General features: G+C 70.6%; 14 protein-coding genes. 10 read left to right on the top strand and 4 right to left on the bottom strand.

Features of this window, described 5'->3' with window-relative positions:
• Window positions 1-333 precede the first annotated feature (333 nt).
• Genes M2271_RS02955 through M2271_RS02945 form a run of 3 tightly spaced genes read left to right on the top strand, consistent with a single transcriptional unit; the run spans window position 334 to window position 3,510 of the window.
• Complete coding sequence (locus M2271_RS02955; protein ID WP_280885475.1) at window positions 334-1,611, top strand: extracellular solute-binding protein; 1,278 nt, start codon at window positions 334-336, stop codon at window positions 1,609-1,611.
• A 1-nt stretch (window position 1,612) separates the two neighbouring features.
• Entirely contained in the window at window positions 1,613-2,671 is a 1,059-nt protein-coding gene (locus tag M2271_RS02950) for a sugar ABC transporter permease (RefSeq protein ID WP_280885474.1), read from the top strand.
• A complete protein-coding gene (locus M2271_RS02945) occupies window positions 2,668-3,510 on the top strand; it encodes a carbohydrate ABC transporter permease (RefSeq protein WP_280885473.1) in 843 nt (280 codons plus the stop codon). Before M2271_RS02950 ends, M2271_RS02945 begins: the two co-directional genes overlap by 4 nt.
• 53 nt (window positions 3,511-3,563) lie before the next feature.
• On the opposite strand, the gene M2271_RS02940 is transcribed toward M2271_RS02945, so the two are convergent.
• The 3 genes from M2271_RS02940 to M2271_RS02930 form a co-directional block, all read right to left on the bottom strand.
• A complete protein-coding gene (locus M2271_RS02940; RefSeq protein WP_280885472.1) occupies window positions 3,564-4,760 on the bottom strand; it encodes a flotillin family protein in 1,197 nt (398 codons plus the stop codon).
• Window positions 4,761-4,763: 3 nt separating this feature from the next.
• The gene (locus tag M2271_RS02935) at window positions 4,764-5,021 is read right to left on the bottom strand and encodes a hypothetical protein (RefSeq protein WP_280885471.1); all 258 of its coding nucleotides are present in this window, start codon (window positions 5,019-5,021) and stop codon (window positions 4,764-4,766) included.
• A 166-nt stretch (window positions 5,022-5,187) separates the two neighbouring features.
• The gene (locus tag M2271_RS02930) at window positions 5,188-6,414 is read right to left on the bottom strand and encodes an acyl-CoA dehydrogenase family protein (protein ID WP_280885470.1); all 1,227 of its coding nucleotides are present in this window, start codon (window positions 6,412-6,414) and stop codon (window positions 5,188-5,190) included.
• 111 nt (window positions 6,415-6,525) lie between these two features.
• On the opposite strand from M2271_RS02930, the gene fabG reads away from it, so the two are divergent.
• The 5 genes from fabG to M2271_RS02905 all read left to right on the top strand — a co-directional run bounded on the left by fabG (window position 6,526) and on the right by M2271_RS02905 (window position 12,154).
• On the top strand, window positions 6,526-7,272 hold the full coding sequence (gene fabG / locus M2271_RS02925; protein WP_280885469.1) for a 3-oxoacyl-ACP reductase FabG: 747 nt from the start codon (window positions 6,526-6,528) through the stop codon (window positions 7,270-7,272).
• Between the two features lie 174 nt (window positions 7,273-7,446).
• Window positions 7,447-8,697, top strand: a complete 1,251-nt coding sequence (locus tag M2271_RS02920; RefSeq protein ID WP_280885468.1) for an acetyl-CoA C-acetyltransferase — start codon at window positions 7,447-7,449, stop codon at window positions 8,695-8,697.
• Between the two features lies 1 nt (window position 8,698).
• Window positions 8,699-10,135 (top strand): OB-fold domain-containing protein, encoded by a 1,437-nt coding sequence (locus tag M2271_RS02915; RefSeq protein WP_280885467.1) that lies wholly within the window; start codon window positions 8,699-8,701, stop codon window positions 10,133-10,135.
• Window positions 10,135-11,343: an acetyl-CoA acetyltransferase gene (locus M2271_RS02910; protein ID WP_280885466.1), complete on the top strand. Its 1,209-nt coding sequence runs from the start codon at window positions 10,135-10,137 to the stop codon at window positions 11,341-11,343. The genes M2271_RS02915 and M2271_RS02910 overlap by 1 nt, the downstream gene beginning before the upstream one ends.
• A gap of 16 nt (window positions 11,344-11,359) precedes the next feature.
• A complete protein-coding gene (locus tag M2271_RS02905; RefSeq protein ID WP_280885465.1) occupies window positions 11,360-12,154 on the top strand; it encodes a glucose 1-dehydrogenase in 795 nt (264 codons plus the stop codon).
• 136 nt (window positions 12,155-12,290) lie between these two features.
• Here M2271_RS02905 and M2271_RS02900 read toward each other — a convergent pair whose 3' ends face one another.
• Window positions 12,291-15,038: a branched-chain amino acid ABC transporter permease/ATP-binding protein gene (locus tag M2271_RS02900; RefSeq protein ID WP_280885464.1), complete on the bottom strand. Its 2,748-nt coding sequence runs from the start codon at window positions 15,036-15,038 to the stop codon at window positions 12,291-12,293.
• 88 nt (window positions 15,039-15,126) lie between these two features.
• On the opposite strand from M2271_RS02900, the gene M2271_RS02895 reads away from it, so the two are divergent.
• Both M2271_RS02895 and M2271_RS02890 read left to right on the top strand, forming a co-directional pair.
• Window positions 15,127-16,368: an ABC transporter substrate-binding protein gene (locus M2271_RS02895; protein WP_280885463.1), complete on the top strand. Its 1,242-nt coding sequence runs from the start codon at window positions 15,127-15,129 to the stop codon at window positions 16,366-16,368.
• A gap of 11 nt (window positions 16,369-16,379) precedes the next feature.
• Window positions 16,380-17,114 (top strand): ABC transporter ATP-binding protein, encoded by a 735-nt coding sequence (locus tag M2271_RS02890; protein ID WP_280885462.1) that lies wholly within the window; start codon window positions 16,380-16,382, stop codon window positions 17,112-17,114.
• Window positions 17,115-17,127 lie beyond the last annotated feature (13 nt).

Raw genomic sequence — 17,127 nt, 5'->3', positions numbered from 1 at the left:
CAATCTCTTGCGTAATTCCAGCCAGGTCCGGACCCCACTCCGGTCGGCCGAAGCGGACGAACGGCACATTCCGCCGTCACGGACGCGTCGGCACCGTCTGAGAGGACCAGGTCACGCGCCCCGGGTGGCTGAAGAGTCCCACCCACGCCGATGCTCTTCAGCCACCCGGCTTCCTACCGCGCCCCTCCGCGGTTCACGACTCACAGGTCCTGTCAGGCATGCCGGGACACACCCGGACGGGCCACGCCGGGACACACCCGGACGTGCCGATCCCGCCGATCCCGCCGATTCCGGCCGACCTCGCCGATCCCGCCGAACAACCAGGAGAAGATCGTGGACCTTTCCCGCAGACGATTCCTTCAGGCCGCCGTACTGACGGCCGCCGCGGCCGGCGCCACCGCAGCGTGCGGCGGTGGCTCCGGGTCGAGCGGCAGCAAGGACAGCAAGAACCTGACCCTCTGGTACTGGGCCGGAGGTCTGAGCGACAAGGTCGTCGCGGACGCCAAGAAGCACTTCTCCGACATCACCCTCAAGACCTCCATGGTCGGCGGTGACTTCAAGACCAAGCTGCTCACCGGTCTGAGAGCCGCCCAGTCCGCCCCGGACATCACCGGAATCAAGGGCGAGGACATCGCTTCCTTCCTGCCCAACGCCAATCGCTTCGTCGACCTGAAGTCCGTCGGCGCGGACAAGCTGCTGCCGCAGTACCTGTCGTGGAAGCTGAAGCAGGCCACCACCCAGGACGGCAAGCTCATCGGCTTCCCGATCGACATCGGCCCGTGCGCCACGTTCTACCGCGAGGACCTCTTCGCGAAGGCGGGACTGCCCACCGACCCGGCCAAGGTCTCCGCCGAACTGTCCACCTGGGACGACTACTTCAAGGCCGGCGTCGAGCTGCACAAGGCGGTCCCCAAGACCTACCTGATCAACAACATCGGCTCGGTCTTCTCCATGATGATCGGCCAGGGCACCCAGCGGTTCATCGACGAGAACAACACGTTCATCGGCGACCAGGACCACATCCGCACCGCCTGGACCACTGCCGTCAAGCCCTACACCCTGGGCATCGACGCCAAGATCAACGACAACACGTGGAACGCCGCGATCAGCAACGGCGCCCTGGGCACCGAGATCGGCGCCGCCTGGCACGCCCTGGACATCAGCAACGCCGGCCCCGGCACCAAGGGCAAGTGGCGGGTGGCGAGCCTGCCGGGTGGGCCGTCCAACCTCGGCGGGTCCTTCCTGAGCATCCCCGCGACCAGCGGCAACCCCGAAGAGGCCTTCAAGGTCATCAGCTGGATCCTCGACCCGGAGAACCAGGCCCGCGGCTTCACCGACGCGGCCCTGTTCCCGACCGCCCCGGCCGCGTACAAGCTGCCCGCGCTGACCGGCGGCGACGCCTTCTTCGGCGGCCAGAAGACCATCGAGATCTTCGGTCCGGCGGCCGAGAAGATCCCCGCCGCCTACGAGGCCCCGGCCGACGCGGCGGTCGCCGCGCCCTTCTACAGCGAGCTGACCAGTATCGAGGCCAAGGGTAAGGACCCCGAGCAGGCATGGAAGGACGCGGTCAGCCAGGCCAAGCAGATCGCCAAGCGTCAGGGAGTGAAGTGACATGTCGTCAAGCCCGGTAGCCGGCCCGGCCCCCACCGGACCGTCCTCCGGATCCGGTGCCGCGCCCGTCGGCCGGCAGGCTGCGGACCGCCCGCGTGGCGGCCCGGGCCGGCACGGCCGCCGGGTCCGCCCGGTGTCGGCCGGGCCCCGGCCCGGGCCACGGCGGCGGGTCGCCCGGCACTGGCCGCAGTACCTGGCCATCTCGCCGTACTACCTGATCTTCTCGGTCTTCATGCTCTTCCCGGTGATCTACACCGTGTATCTGGCGTTCCAGAAGTGGGACGGCATCGGGGACATGCACTTCGTCGGGTTCCAGCAGTTCCGCTTCCTGTGGGACGACCCGGTGTTCTGGCTGTCCGTCCGCAACACCCTCGTCATCTGGGTGCTGTCCACCGTGCCGATGCTCTTCCTGGCCCTGGTGCTCGCGGTGCTGGTGAACTCGACCAAGCGGCTCACGGCCTTCTACCGGGTCGCCTTGTTCATCCCCAGCATCACCTCGCTGGTGGCCATCGCGATCTTCTTCGGGGCGATCTTCAGCAACAACTTCGGCCTGATCAACGCCATTCTCCGGTCGATGCACCTGGCCGCCGTGCCCTGGATGAGCAACGAGTGGACGATCAAGTTGGTGATCGCGGCGCTGATGACCTGGCAGTGGACCGGCTACAACGCGATCATCTACCTGGCCGGTCTCCAGGCCATCCCCTCGGAACTCTATGAGGCCGCCAAGATGGACGGGGCCGGCCCGGTGCGGATCTTCTTCTCCCTCACGATCCCGCTGCTGCGGCCCATCATCCTGTTCACCGTGGTGGTCTCCACCGTCACCGGCCTGCAGAGCTTCACCGAACCACAGGTGCTCTTCGGCAGCGACGCGTCCACCAACCCCAACTCCGGCGGACCGGGCCAGGCGGGCCTGACCACCTTGCTGTACTTCTACCACCAGGCCTTCGACAACAACGACTTCGGCTACGGGGCTGCCATCGTCTGGGCCTTCTTCCTGGTGATCCTGCTCATTGTCCTCATCAACTGGCGCTTGGTGCAGCGTAAGGAGCGACGGCCATGAACGGCATGAACGGCTTGAACCGCAAACGTGTCCGGGGACTGAGCGTCCACGCGGTCCTGATGCTCGGCGTGGTCATCTCGGTGTTCCCGTTCTACTGGATCGTCGTCATGGCGACGAACACGTCGCAGGCCATCTACAGCTACCCGCCGAAGCTGTGGTTCGGCGGCAACCTGGTGACCAACATCCAGCACCTGTTCGACCGGATGGATTTCTTCGGGTCGCTGTTCAACACGGTGATCGTGGCGGTCTGTACCACCCTGCTGGTGCTGTTCTTCGACTCCCTGGCGGCCTTCGCCTTCGCCAAGTACGACTTCCCGGCCAAGAAGTTCCTGTTCGGCGTGCTGCTGTCGATGTACATCCTGCCGACCCAGCTGGCGATCATCCCGCAGTACGAGATCATGGTGCAGCTGGGCTGGCTGGGCACGCTCAAGGCGCTCATCGTGCCCGCCGCCGCCAACGCCTTCGGCATCTTCTGGATGCGGCAGTACACCACCACGAGTGTCCCCGACGAACTGCTGGACGCCGCCCGCATCGAGGGCGCCGGGTTCTTCCGCCTGTACTGGCACGTGGTGCTGCCCTGCGTCCGGCCGGCCCTGGCGTTCCTCGGCATCTACACCTTCATCGCCGCCTGGAACGACTACATCCTCCCCTTGGTGATGCTGGTCAACCCGGACCGCCTCACCCTCCAGGTGGCGCTGGCCCAGCTGTACGCCGGCCACTCCACCGACTACAGCATGGTGATGTCGGGGGTGCTCCTGTCGGTCATCCCGCTGGTGCTGGTGTTCACGTTCTTCGCCCGTGGATTCATCGCCGACGCCACCAAGGGCGCGCTGCGCTGACGGGGCCGACCTGTCACAACGAGACACAGCTGCCTGTGCCACCGGCGTGGAGGTCAGTCGAGGTCCACCGAGCCGTTGTTGGTCTTGTTCTCCTTGCTCGCCTTGTTGTCCTTGTTCGCGTGCAACTGGAGGAGGCCGGTGCTCTCCTCGGGGCGGCGGGCGGCGGGGTCCTGGCCGTTCAGGTTCTGCCGGACCGAGTCGAGGATCGTCAGGCCCTGGGACACCAGGCCGGCGGCGATCTCACCAAGACCGTCCGCGCCGTTTAGGACATTGACGTTGGCGCCGGCGAGGCCGCCGGCGGCCTCCTTCACGATCTGCGGGAGCTGGTCGATCAGCAGCCGGTCGAGCGCCACCCGGTCGTACGAGGCCGCAGCCTCGGCCTGGATCTTCATGCGCTGCGCCTCGGCGGCGGCGAGCACCCTGATCCGCTCGGCCTCGGCCTCGGCGGGCTTCACTATCTCCGCCACCAGCTGCTGCTGGCGCAGTTTCGCCTGGCGCAGGGCCAGGTCCGTCTGGGCGTCGAGGACCTCCTGCTGGGCGTGGGCCTGCGCCAGCGGCCCGGCCTGCGCGGCCCTCGCCTCGGCGCGGTCCACCTCGGCCGAGTACTCCGCCCTGACCACGGCGGTCTGCCGGGCGTACTCGGCCTGGTTGCGGGCCGCCACCTGCTCCGCCTCGACCGAGGCCTGGGTGGCCTGGGCCTGGGCGATCTGGGCCTGCCGCCGGATGGCCGCCTTGTGCGGCGCGGACATGGCCTCGATGTAGCCGACGTCGCCGTCGTCGATCGACTGGATCTGCAGCGAGTCCACGATCAGACCGATCTTCGCCATCTCGATCTTCGAGGTGTCCAGGACCTCCGCGGCGAGCTTCTGCCGCTCGGTGACGATCTCCTCGACCGTCATCGAGCCGATGATGGCCCGCAGGTGACCGGCGAAGATCCGGCCGGTCAGCACCGACATCTGGTCCTGGTCGGAGAGGAACCGCTGGCCCGCGTTGATGATGCTCTCGTGGTCGTTGCCGACCTTGAAGGCGATGACCGCGCGGACGTGCAGCGCGATGCCCTGCCTGGTCACGCAGGTCTCGGTGACCTCGGACTCGCACATCGACAGGGTGAGGAACCGGGTCTTGCGGAAGATCGGGAGCACGAACTTGCCGTGCCCCGTCACCACCCGGAACGGCGCGCCCCCCAGTCCCCGTCGGCCTCCCGAGATCAGCATCGCCTCGTCGGGAGCGGGAACGCGGTATCCGAACATGCTTCACTCCTCAGTCGGCGCCGGCGGGATCGCCGCCAGCGCGTCCAATGGATCCGCCCACGCGATGACGCCGACCTCGCGGCATCCACGCGACTCGATCACGAGCACCGTCGCCCCGGTGGGCAGGGGATCCTCGGACCAGGCGAGGAAGGTCTCGGAGCCGCCTCTGACCCGCACCAGGATCTCACCGGGGCCCGCGGATCCGCGGGTTCCGATGAGTACCTTCCCCGTACAGCCGATCACGGCCTCGTCCTGCGGCATCACGGCCGCCTTCCGTCGTCATGGCCCCAGGATTCCGACGATAGTCCCACCGGGGCCGGGGGCCCAACGAGTATGGCGATCCGGCCCACCGCGCTTCGCCTGCCCCAGCCTCCGACGCGTTCCGCCGTCGCATGCGGCACCGCGCCCCCGGCCGGCGCCCAGGGCCCTAACCCGCCGCGGCCCTCGGCTCACGCGGCAGCCCCAGGACCTTCTCCGCGAGGATGTTCCGCTGCACCTGCGAGGTCCCCGCGTAGATCGTGCCGGAGCGGGCGATCAGGTAGGTCGTGGACCAGGACGCCGAGGAGTTCGCGGCACCGGGGTCGTCGGTGCGGTAGGTGCGCAGGGGCGGGCGGCCGACCGGTACCTGGGCGTGCAGGCCCATGATGTCCATCGCCAGGTCGGTGACCTTGGTGTGGTACTCGCTCCAGTACAGCTTGGCGATCGACGACTCGGGGCCCGGATCGGCGCCCTTGAGCCAGCCGGTGAGGATCCGGTAGCCGAGATAGCGCATGATCTCGACCTTGGACCAGCACCAGGCGATCCGCTGCCGGATGACCGGGTCCTGGTCCTTGCCGTACAGGCGCGCCAGCTCGACGAGACGTTCGACCTCCGCCTTGAACAGGATCGGGTTGGTCGCCGCCTCCTCCCCGCGCTCCACACCGAGCAGGCTCTGGGCGACCGTCCATCCGTTGTCGACGCCCCCTACGACCAGGTCGGCCCGGGTGCGGGCGCTGCTGAAGAAGACCTCGTTGAAGTGCAGTTGCCCGCTCATCATGCGGAACGGACGCACCTCGACGCCGGGCTGGTCGAGCGGGACGAGGAGAAAGGAGATGCCGCGGTGCGGGGAGGCGTCCCGGTTCGTGCGGGCCAGGACGAAGATCCAGTCGCTGTGGTGGGCGCCGGAGGTCCACACCTTCTGGCCGTCGATCACCCACGTGTCGCCCTCCGGCACCGCTCGGGTTTTCAACGACGCCAGGTCCGAACCCGCGTCCGGCTCCGAGTACCCCTGACACCAGGTGTCCTCGCCGCTGAGGATGCGGGGGAGGAAACGGCGCTTCTGTTCCTCCGTGCCCCAGCGCAGCAGCGTGTTCGCCAGCATCTTCACGCCGAAGGTGTCCTGCGGCAGCCCGAACGGCACTCCGGCCAGGGCGAGCTCCTCCATCAGGACGACCTGGTGGAGCTTCGTGAGGCCCCGGCCGCCGTACCGCTCGGGCCAGGTGAGGGAGAGGTACCGTCGCTCGGCGAGGAGTCCGCGCCAGTCCCGGGCGAAGGCCCAGGCCGCCTCCTCGTCGAGCGCGCCGATGCCCTTCCAGTCGGGCGGCAGGGTCCCGGCGAGGAACGCCCGGACCTCGGTGCGGAACGTCTCGGTCTCCGGGGGATAGCTGATGTCCACCTGGCTTCTCTCCTCGTCCGGCCCGCCGGCGCAGTCCATCGCCGTATTGATTGTTTCAGCATAATAGGTTATCTATTTGAGAGGAATAGCGTCGAGCCAGGGCGGGCTGACATGGGACTGCTGGACGGCCGGAACGCGGTGATCACCGGCGGTGCACAGGGCATCGGCTTCGAGATCGCCGGTGTCCTCGGCGGCGCGGGCGCATCGGTCGTCCTCGGCGACATCAACGAGCAGGCCGCGGCCGAGGCCGCGGACCAGCTGGCCAAGAACGGCGTGGCCGCCACCTCGCTCCGCTGTGACGTCACCGACGAGGACGAGGTCGCCGCCCTCGTCGCCCACTGCACCGACACCTTCGGACCGGTCGGCGTCATGGTCAACAACGCCGGGATCACCCGGGACGCGACTCTGCGCAAGATGGCCCTCGCCGACTTCCGCGCCGTCGTCGACGTCCATCTGACCGGCGCCTGGAACGGCACCCGGTACGCCGCCGAGGCGATGCGCGCGCACGGTCAGGGCGGCAGCATCGTCAACATCTCCTCCATCGCCGGCAAGGTCGGCAACTTCGGCCAGACGAACTACAGCGCCGCCAAGGCGGGACTCGTAGGCCTCACCAAGGCCTCCGCCAAGGAACTCGCGAAGGCGAGCGTGCGCGTCAACGCCGTGCAGCCCGGTCTGATCCGCACCGCCATGACCGAGGCGATGCCCAAGGCCGCCTGGGACGCGAAGCTCGCGGAGATCCCTCTGGGGCGGGCCGGCGAGCCCGCCGAGGTCGCCCAGGTCGTCCTGTTCCTCGCCTCCGACCTGGCGAGCTACGTCACCGGAGCCGTGGTCGAGGTGACCGGCGGCCGGTACATGTGAGCGCCCCTGACCGACCGCAGCCCCGCCCGCCCCTGACCGACCGCAGCCTGACCGACCGCAGCCTGACCGACCGCAGCCCCGCCCGCCCCTGACCGACCGCAGTCCCGCTCCTTCTCAGCCCTGCCCCTTCTGGCCCCGCACCCACGTCCGTCCCCCTCACGAAAGGCCCACCCGATGCCCGCCCTCCTGCGTGACGCGGTGATCTGCGAGCCCCTGCGTACCCCCGTCGGCGGCTACGGCGGCGTCTTCCGCGACGTGACGGCGGCCGAACTCGCCGCCACGGTCGTACGTGCCGTGCTGGAACGCACCGGCATACCACCCGCCGCCGTCGACGACCTCCTGCTGGGCCAGTGCTACCCCAACGGCGAGGCCCCGGCCATCGGCCGTGTGGCCGCCCTGGACGCCGGTCTGCCCGTGGAGGTCCCGGGACTGCAGATCGACCGCCGCTGCGGCTCCGGCCTGCAGGCGATCATCACGGCGGCGATGCAGGTGCAGACCGGCGCGAGCGACCTCGTCCTCGCGGGCGGTGTCGAGTCCATGAGCCAGGCCGAGTTCTACACCACCGACGTCCGCTGGGGCGTACGCGGTGCGGGCACCACCTTGCACGACCGGCTGGCGCGCGGGCGCGTCACCTCCGGAGGCGTCAACCACCCCGTCCCCGGGGGCATGTTGGAGACCGCCGAGAACCTGCGCCGCGAGTACGCCATCCCCCGCGAGGAACAGGACCGACTCGCCCTGCGCTCCCACGAGAAGGCCGTCGCCGCTCAACGGGAGGGCCGGTTCGCCGACGAGATCGTGCCCGTCACCGTACGCGCCAGGAAGGGCGATACGGTCGTCGACACCGACGAACACCCGCGCCCCGACTCCTCGTTGGAGAAGCTCGCGACGCTGCGTCCGGTGCTCGGCCGCCAGGACCCGGAGGCGACCGTCACCGCGGGCAACGCCAGCGGGCAGAACGACGGCGCCGCACTCTGCGTCGTGACCCACCCCGAGCGCGCCGCCGAGCTGGGGCTCAGGCCCCTCGGCCGCCTGGTCTCCTGGGCCGTCGTGGGCGTACCGCCGCAGACGATGGGCATCGGCCCGGTGCCCGCCACGGCCCGGGCCCTGGAACGGGCCGACCTGAAGCTCGCCGACATCGACCTGATCGAACTCAACGAGGCGTTCGCCGCCCAGGTGCTCGCCTGCACCCGCGCCTGGGACCTGACCGAGACCGACTTCGAACGGTTCAACGTCAACGGCTCCGGCATCTCGCTGGGCCACCCCGTCGGAGCCACCGGCGGCCGCATCCTCGCCACCCTGCTGCGTGAACTCGACCGCCGCCAGGCCCGCTACGGCCTGGAGACCATGTGCCTCGGGGGCGGCCAGGGCCTGGCCGCGGTCTTCGAACGGCCCACCGACGCCATCAACGCCAATGGAGGACGCTGATATGGCCGGACTCATCGCCTACGGCGCCTACGTGCCGTACCACCGCCTCGCCCGGGCCGACGTCGCCGCCGTACTGGGCACGCGGGGAGGCAAGGGAACCCGCGCGGTCGCGGGCTACGACGAGGACACCACGTCCATGGCCGTCGAGGCGGCCCGCGGTGCCCTGGAGCGCGACTGCCTGCGCCCGCGCATCGGCCAGCTCTTCCTGGCCACCGCCGCCCCGGCGTACCTCGACAAGACGAACGCGACCGCCGTGCACGCCGCGCTCGGCCTGGACGAGCACGTGCTCGCCGCCGACATGGCCGGCTCGGTCCGCTCCGGCCTCGGCGCGCTGCTGACCGCCGCCCGCTCGCCGATCCCGACCCTGACGGTCCTGTCCGACCTGCGCACCGGCCTGCCCGGCGGCAGCGACGAGGTCGCGGGCGGCGACGGCGCGGCGGCCTTCGTCTTCGGCGGCCACCGCGACGGGGCACCCGTCATCGCGGAACTGCTCGCCCACGACACGGTCAGCGACGAGATCCTCGAACGCTGGCGCCTGCCCGGTGCCGCCTCCTCCCGGGTCTGGGAGGAGCGCTTCGCGGAGGAGATCTACGTGTCCCTCGCGGACAAGGCGCTCACCGCGGCCCTCGACCACGCGGCCCTCGACGTCGCAGCGATCGACCACTTCGTCGTTTCGGGGCTGCACGCGCGCGCGTGCGCGGCGGTACGGCGTGCCGCGGGCGTACGGCCCGAGGCGGTGACCTTGGACCTCGCCGGGGCGATCGGCAACGCCGGTACCGCCCAGCCCGGCCTCCTCCTCGCCGACGTGCTCGACCGGGCCGGGCCCGGCGAGCTCATCGCGCTCCTCGTGCTCGGCGATGGCGCCGGAGTCCTCCTGCTGCGCACCACCGACGCGCTCCCCGCCCACCGCGCGGCCCGCCCGGTCGCCGCCCAGATCGCCGCGGGCAGCGCCCCGATGCCGTACGCCACCTACCTCTCCTGGCGCGGCCTCCTGGACCGCGAACCGCCCCGCCGGCCGGACCCCGAGCCGCCGTACGCCCCGCCCGCACACCGCCGCACCGGCTGGAAGTACGGGTTCGTGGCCTCCCGCTGCGAGAAGTGCGGCACCCGTCATCTGCCGCCGGACCGGGTGTGCACCTCCTGCCGGAGCGTCGACGCCATGACCGACGAGCCGATGCAGCAGGTACGCGGCACGGTCGCGACATTCACCGTCGACCGGCTGGCGCACACGCCGAGTCCGCCGATGCTCGTCGTGGTCGTCGACTACGACGGCGGCGGCCGGTTCCGCTGCCAGCTCACCGACGCCACCGAGGCCGACGCCGTCATCGGCGCCCGGGTGGAGATGACCTTCCGGCGCACGGTCACGGCGTCCGGCGTCCACAACTACTTCTGGAAGGCCCGGCCGGTGCGCACGGGCGAGACCGAGGGGACACGCTGATGGGCTCGCACGGAATACGGGACCGGGTCGCGATCGTCGGCATGGGCTGCACGCCCTTCGGCGAGCACTGGACCCGCTCGGCGGACGACCTGCTGATCGACGCCGTGGGCGAGGCGGTGACCTCGGCCGGCATCACCCTCGACGACATCGACGCGTACTGGTTCGGCACCCAGGCCTCCGGCGTGTCCGGCCTGACCCTGAGCCGGGCGCTCCATCTGCCGAACAAGCCGGTCACCCGTGTCGAGAACATGTGCGCGACCGGCTCCGAGGCCCTGCGCAACGCCTGCTACGCCGTCGCGTCCGGGGCGTACGACGTGGCGATGGCGGTCGGCGTGGAGAAGCTCAAGGACTCGGGCATGTCCGGGCTGTCGGGCACCGTCATCCCGGGCGCGGGCGACGACAGCCGGGGGGAGATCACCGCCCCGGCCAACTTCTCCCTCCTCGCCCCCGCCTACGCCGCCAAGTACGGCCTGGGGGACGAGGAGATGAAGGACGTCATCACCCGTATCGCCTGGAAGAACCACGCCAACGGCGCCCGAAACCCCCGCGCGCAGTTCCGCAAGGAGGTGTCCCCGGAGCGCATCCGGTCGGCCCCCATCGTCGCGGGCATGCTCGGCGTGTTCGACTGTTCGGGCGTCTCCGACGGCTCGGCGGCGGCGATCGTCGTACGCGCCGAGGACGCCTACCGGTACACCGACAAACCGATCTTCGTGAAGGCGCTGTCCTTCGTCGCCGGCCCGGCGGACGGGCTCCTCGACCCGGAGTACGACTTCACCACCTTCCCCGAGGTCGTCGCCTCCGCCCAGGAGGCCTACCGGCAGGCGGGCATCACCGACCCGCGCACCGAACTCGCGCTGGCGGAGGTCCACGACTGCTTCACGCCCACCGAACTGGTGCTGATGGAGGACCTGGGGTTCTCCGAGCGCGGTCAGGGATGGAAGGACGTGACCAGTGGGGCGTTCGACCTGGACGGTTCGCTGCCCGTCAACCCGGACGGCGGCCTGAAGGCCTTCGGCCACCCCATCGGCGCCTCCGGCCTGCGCATGATGTTCGAGGCGTGGCTGCAACTGCGGGGCGAGGCACCGGCCGAGCGGACCGTGCAGTCCGTGGCCGAAGGACGCTCGCTCGCCCTGACGCACAACCTCGGCGGCGGACCCGGCGAGTGCGTCTCGTTCGTGTCGGTCGTCGGCAGTCAACTCACCGAGTAGAAAGGGCGGTTCGGTCATGGGACGACTCGAAGACAAGATCGCCGTCGTCACCGGGGCCGCGTCCGGCATCGGCGCGGCCACCGCCCGTCGCCTGGCGGCCGAGGGCGCGCACACGGTGGTCGCCGACATCGACCTCGACGGCGCCGAGGCGGTGACGGAGGAGATCCGCGCCGCCGGGGGCTCCGCGACGGCGGTGGTCGTCGACCTCGGGGACGTGGAGAGCGTACGGGCCATGGTGGCCGCGGCGGTCGAGACGTACGGCGGGCTCGACGTCCTGCACAACAACGCGGCCGCCACCCACCTGGCCGCCCGCCAGGACCTCGCCGTCCTGGAGGCCGATCCGGCCGTGTGGGACGACACGATGCGGATCAACCTCCGCGGGACCATGGTCGCCGTCCAGGCCGCCGTCCCGCACATGGTCGCGCGCGGCGGCGGCTCGGTCATCAACACCTCGTCCGGCGCCGGTCTCGCCGGCGACCTGCGCAATCCCGCGTACGGCGCATCCAAGGCCGCCCTCATCAACCTCACGCAGTACGTCGCCACCCAGTACGGCAAGCAGGGTGTGCGCTGCAACGCCATCGCGCCCGGATTCATCGTCACGCCCGCCAGTTCCGGTTCGGCGCACGGGGCGATCCGGGAGGCGATGTTGCGGCATCACCTCACCCCGCGGCTGGGGCGCCCGGAGGACGTCGCCTCGGCGGTCGTCTTCCTCGCCTCCGACGAGTCGGCCTTCATCACCGGGCACACCCTGCGCGTGGACGGCGGGCTGCTGTCCCACCAGCCGTACGTCGCGGACCTGCGGGACGCATGACACGACTCCCGCCGTAGCCGTAGCCGTAGCCGTAGCCGTAGCCGTAGTCACCGCAGTCACCGCAGTCACCGCAGTCACCGGAGGCGCTTGAGGACAGCGCCTCCGGCTTTCCGCCGTCCCGGTGTGCGGCGGCCGGTCAGGCCAGCGCCTCCGGCTCCAGGTCGCCCAGGTAGGCCGCCCGGACCGCCGGGTCGCTCCGCACCTCTTCCGGTGTACCGGCGCAGATCCGCCGCCCGAAGTCCAGGACGACCACCTGGTCGCAGACGCTCATGACCATGTCGACGTCATGCTCGACGAGCAGCACCCCCATGCCCCAGTCCTCGGCGAGCCGCCGTACCAGATGGGCCAGTTCCCGCGTCTCCTCGTCCGACAGCCCCGCCGCCGGTTCGTCGAGGAGCAGCACGGACGGCGAGGCCGCCACCGCACGGGCGATGGCCAGCAGCCGCCGCTCGCCGTACGACAGGTCGCCCACCGCCCGGTACAGACTGTCCTGGAGACCGAACTCCCGTACCGCGACGAGTGCATGGGCGGGGAGCGGGCGGCTGCCGGGACGGACCAGGTCGGTGAGGCGGGCCCACCGGCCGGGCCGGTCGCAGGCCGCGTACAGGTTGTCCAGGACGGTCATGTCCTCGAACAGCTCCAGCGACTGGAAGGACCGGCTGAGACCGGCCGCCGCCCGTCGGTGCACCGGCATCCGGGTCGCGTCCCGGTCACCGAGGCGCACGCTGCCGGACGCGGCCCGGGTGAAGCCGGTGACCGCGTCGATGGCGGAGGTCTTGCCGGCGCCGTTGGGTCCGATCAGCCCCACGACCCGGCCCGGCTCCACGTCCAGCGAGAGTCCCTCGACGGCGACGACACCGCCGTAGCGGACGGCGAGGTCCCGCACGTGGAGGGAGAGGGGCGCGGCGCGGGTCACTTCCGGGACGGCTGCGGGCACGTCCTCGCCCTCGTCGGTGCGGACGGTCGGCGCCCGCTTCGGGGACAGCCTGCGCCGGACGCCCGCCGCCTGTCTGCCGAGTTCCTCGGCGATACCGTCCTGGTTGCCCACCAGCGTCAGCACCAGGATGATCCCGCCGATCAGCGGCATCCACTCGCTCAGCCCGGGCAGCACCAGGTCCCCGAAGCGGGCACCCACAGTGCCCGCGGCGAAGGTCGCGCCGAACAGCGGGCCGACGAGGAAGCCGACGCCGCCGATGACGGCGAGTCCGAGCGCGGTGATGGAGTCGAAGCTGGCGAAGTCGGAGAAGACCACCGAGGTCGAGCGGAAGCCGGTGAGCACGCCGGCGAGCGCGGCGATGGCCGCGGACAGGCCGAAGGCGTAGAGCTTGGCCGCGCGGACGTCGATACCGAGCGCGGCGGCGGCCCGCTCGTTCGCCCGGACGGCGATGAGGCGGCGGCCGGTTCGGCTGCGCCGGACGTTGGCGACCACGAGCGCGGCGGCGACGAACAGCACGAGCACGACGGAGGCGTACCGCTGCGGATGGTCGACTCCGGAGATGCCGATCCCGAAGAGGGTCTGCTTGCCCACGGCGATGCCGTCGCTGCCGGCGGTGGTGGACAGATCGGTGTTCTGGAAGACCATGGCCTCCAGCGTGGTGCCGAGGCCGAGCGTGATGATCGCGAGGTTGACGCCGCGGGTGCGGACTGCCGGCAGCGCGAACAGCAGGCCGATCGGTACCGTGCCCAGCACGCCTGCCACCAGGGCGAGTTCGAACGGCCAGCCCCAGTCGGCCGCCGCGTGCCCGGCGATGAAGGCGCCGGTCCCGGCGAGGGCGTAGGCCGCGAGGGAGACCTGCCCCGCATAGCCGGTGACCACGGTGATCGACAGGATGATCAGCGAGAGGACCAGGGTGGTGGTGATCGCGTCGGCCCACAGCGGGGTGGAGACGCTGACCAGTACCAGCCCGACCACGACCGCGACGGCCAGCGGTACGGGGCGCACCCGTCCGGTGCCCAGGGCGGGCAGCCGGTCCAGGAACGTGCCGCGCAGCGGGAGCGCCCGGCCGCGTGCGACCAGCACCAGGGCGATGAAGAGGAACGGGACCGACGAGGCGAGCCCGGTGACGCCGGTGCCGAAGCGGGTCAGCTCCGACTGCACGACCCCGATGACCAGGCCGCCCGCCAGGGTGATCGGGAACGACGAGAAGCTGCCGACCAGGGCGGCGGCCAGCGCGCTCAGCAGGAGGGTGGTCAGCCCGGTCACCGACAGACCGATGACCGGCACGATCAGGATGGCCGTCAGCCCCGCGAGTGCCGAACCCAGTGCCCAGTTGCCGGTGGCGATGAGGTCCGGGGACCAGCCGAGGGAGGCGGCGACGCCCTCGTTCTCGGCGACCGCGGTGGTGCCCAGGCCGAACAGGGTGCGCCGGTAGAGGAGATGGAGGACCGCGGTCACCCCGAGCGCGATGCCGAGCAGCCACACGCGGTCCTCGGAGACCGTCGCCCCGGCGATCGTCAGCAGCTTGGTGGGCAGCTTGCCCGGCACCAGCTGCAGGCTGTCGCCGTACCGTTTGACGGCGATCGCGGTGAGCACGATGAACACCGCCAGGGTGCCCACCAGACGGGCCAGCGAGGACGCCCGGCGCAGCGGACGGAGCACCAGCAGGTGGGTGAGGACGCCCAGCGCCGCCGAGGTGAGTACACCGCAGGCGGTGGCGGGCCAGTACGGCACGCCGTGCTGGACGGAGAGCTCCCACTGGACGTAGGCGCCGGCCATGCCGACCGCGCCGTGCGCGAAGTTCAGGACGCCGGAGCCCCGGTAGACCAGCACGATGCCGTGCGCGGTGAGCGCGTAGAGCGCTCCCAGCCCCAGGCCGAGCAGCGCGAACCGCAGGATGTCGTCCATCGGGGAACCTCCCAGAGCGAGGCGAGACAGCACATTCATTTAAATAATTGTGCCGAGAGTACTTCACTAACTCGAAAACGCACCCCATGCTGTTCGCCATCTCGATGACGAGCTCAGCGGAGGAACCATGAACGACTCACGACGGCGCAGAACCACCGCTGCGAGCTGTCTCGCGGTGACCGGAGTCCTGCTCGCGGCAGGGTGCGGGGGAGAGGCGTCCGGCAGTTCGGCCGAGACCTCCTCGCTGAAGGGCGCACCGGTCAAGGTGATGGTCTGGACGCCGGAGGACACCCAGGGCAGCGCCCAGCCCGGGGTCCGGCTCACCGCCCAGGCGTACGAGAAGTGGATCAACGCCAACGGCGGCATCAAGGGCGGCCCGCTGAAGGTCCTCACCTGCAACGAGAAGAACAACCCCGACGAGGCCGAGAAGTGCGCCCAGCAGGCGGTCGCCGAGAAGGTGGTCGCGGTGGTGGGTTCGTACAGCCTCGCAGGTGACCGCTACATGCCGATCCTGCAGAAGGCCGGCATCCCGTACCTCGGCGGCACCGGCGTCTCGGCGGCGGAGTTCTCCAACCCGCTGTCGTTCCCGGTCAACGGCGGTACCCCGGTGGTGTTCGCGGCCCATGGCCGGCAGCTGGTGCAGAGCGGCTGCAAGAAGATCTCCGGCGTGCGCTACGACGTGGCCGCCGCCGCCGTCGTCTCGCAGTTCCTCACCCTCGGCGCGGTCTCGGCCGGAGGAGCGGCGCCCAAGGACATCAAGGTGCCGCTCACCGCCACCGACCTCGCTCCGCAGGTCGCCGCCGCGACCAAGGGCAGCGACTGCGTGAGCGTCATCATGGGCACCGCCTCGGGCCTGTTCGTGAAGTCGTACGTGCAGTCCGGCGCCAAGACGAAGCTCGGCAGCGTCGTCGGGAACCTCACCCCGCAACTCGCCGAGAGCACCGGCGGCAGCGGCAGCCCCCTGGAGGGCGCCGCGATCACCGGCTACTACCCGCCGACGACGGACGCCGCCTGGAAGGACTTCCTCGCGGCAACCAAGGGCGACAAGGACATCGACCCCACCAACGGAGCCAACGCCACGACCTGGGTGGCCTTCAAGGTCTTCACCGAGGCCGCCAAGAAGCTCCCGACGATCACGGCGAAGGCGCTGGTGCAGGAGCTCGACACCACTGCGGGCATCGACACCGGCGGCCTGACCCCGCCGCTGAACTGGAAGGCGTCCACAGCCCTGCCGATCAAGGGCCTCGACCGTATCCACAACACCACCGCCACCGAGCTGACCATCCGCGACGGGAAGATCGACTGGCTGAAGCCCGGATCGACCTTCGTCGACGTCCGCAAGGTCCTGACGGCCACGTCGTCCGGCTGAGGAGCGGCCCCGTGCCCGACACCGACGCACCCCTGATCGAAGCACGCTCCCTGTCCGCCGGATACGGCAGCCAACCCGTCGTACGCGACCTCGACCTGGAGGTCCGTCCCGGCGAGGTCGTCGCCCTGCTCGGCCCCAACGGCGCGGGCAAGACCACCACCCTCCGGGCGCTCTCCGGCGGCCTGGCCCCGATGCGCGGCGAGGTCCGCTGGCTGGGCGAGCCCGGCCGCGCACCGCTGCACCGCCGTGCCCGCCAGGGCCTGGCGTACGTCGGTGAGCGGGCGGTCTTCACCCGGCTCGACACCGCCGACAACCTACGGGTGGGCCGGGTGACGACGAAGCAGGCCCTGGGACTCTTCCCCGAACTCGAAAAACGCCTGAGGACCGGCGCGGGCATGCTCTCCGGCGGCGAGCAGCAGATGCTGTCGCTGGCCCGCGCGCTGTGCCGCGCCCCCAGGCTGCTCCTGGCGGACGAACTGTCCCTCGGTCTCGCCCCGCTCGTGGTCGACCGCCTCCTGCGTGCCGTGCGGGACGCGGCGGACGCGGGCCTGGGCGCACTGCTGGTCGAACAGCATGTGCGCAAGGTGCTGGACATCGCGGACCGCGTGTACGTCCTGCACCGCGGCCGCGTCACCATGACCGGCACCCCGAAGGAACTGCGCGCGAATCTGGACGCGATCGAGTCGTCGTACCTCGCGGCGGACCCCACGCACGCGGCGGAGAAGACAACGTATGTAACCGACTGACGTATGCAACCGA

The sequence above is a fragment of the Streptomyces sp. LBL genome (genome assembly GCF_029893585.1).
Classification (GTDB): domain Bacteria; phylum Actinomycetota; class Actinomycetes; order Streptomycetales; family Streptomycetaceae; genus Streptomyces.
The sequence above is the reverse complement of the archived record's forward strand: the minus strand, read 5'-3'. Positions and strand labels throughout refer to the sequence as shown.

Bases quoted from the DNA above. Each gene is read 5' to 3' on its own strand.
- M2271_RS02950 (WP_280885474.1), top strand. From the start codon at position 1,613: ATGTCGTCAAGCCCGGTAGCCGGCCCGGCCCCCACCGGACCGTCCTCC.
- M2271_RS02945 (WP_280885473.1), top strand. From the start codon at position 2,668: ATGAACGGCATGAACGGCTTGAACCGCAAACGTGTCCGGGGACTGAGC.
- M2271_RS02940 (WP_280885472.1), bottom strand. From the start codon at position 4,760: ATGTTCGGATACCGCGTTCCCGCTCCCGACGAGGCGATGCTGATCTCG.
- M2271_RS02935 (WP_280885471.1), bottom strand. From the start codon at position 5,021: ATGCCGCAGGACGAGGCCGTGATCGGCTGTACGGGGAAGGTACTCATC.
- fabG (WP_280885469.1), top strand. From the start codon at position 6,526: ATGGGACTGCTGGACGGCCGGAACGCGGTGATCACCGGCGGTGCACAG.
- M2271_RS02920 (WP_280885468.1), top strand. From the start codon at position 7,447: ATGCCCGCCCTCCTGCGTGACGCGGTGATCTGCGAGCCCCTGCGTACC.
- M2271_RS02915 (WP_280885467.1), top strand. From the start codon at position 8,699: ATGGCCGGACTCATCGCCTACGGCGCCTACGTGCCGTACCACCGCCTC.
- M2271_RS02910 (WP_280885466.1), top strand. From the start codon at position 10,135: ATGGGCTCGCACGGAATACGGGACCGGGTCGCGATCGTCGGCATGGGC.
- M2271_RS02905 (WP_280885465.1), top strand. From the start codon at position 11,360: ATGGGACGACTCGAAGACAAGATCGCCGTCGTCACCGGGGCCGCGTCC.
- M2271_RS02900 (WP_280885464.1), bottom strand. From the start codon at position 15,038: ATGAATGTGCTGTCTCGCCTCGCTCTGGGAGGTTCCCCGATGGACGAC.
- M2271_RS02895 (WP_280885463.1), top strand. From the start codon at position 15,127: ATGAACGACTCACGACGGCGCAGAACCACCGCTGCGAGCTGTCTCGCG.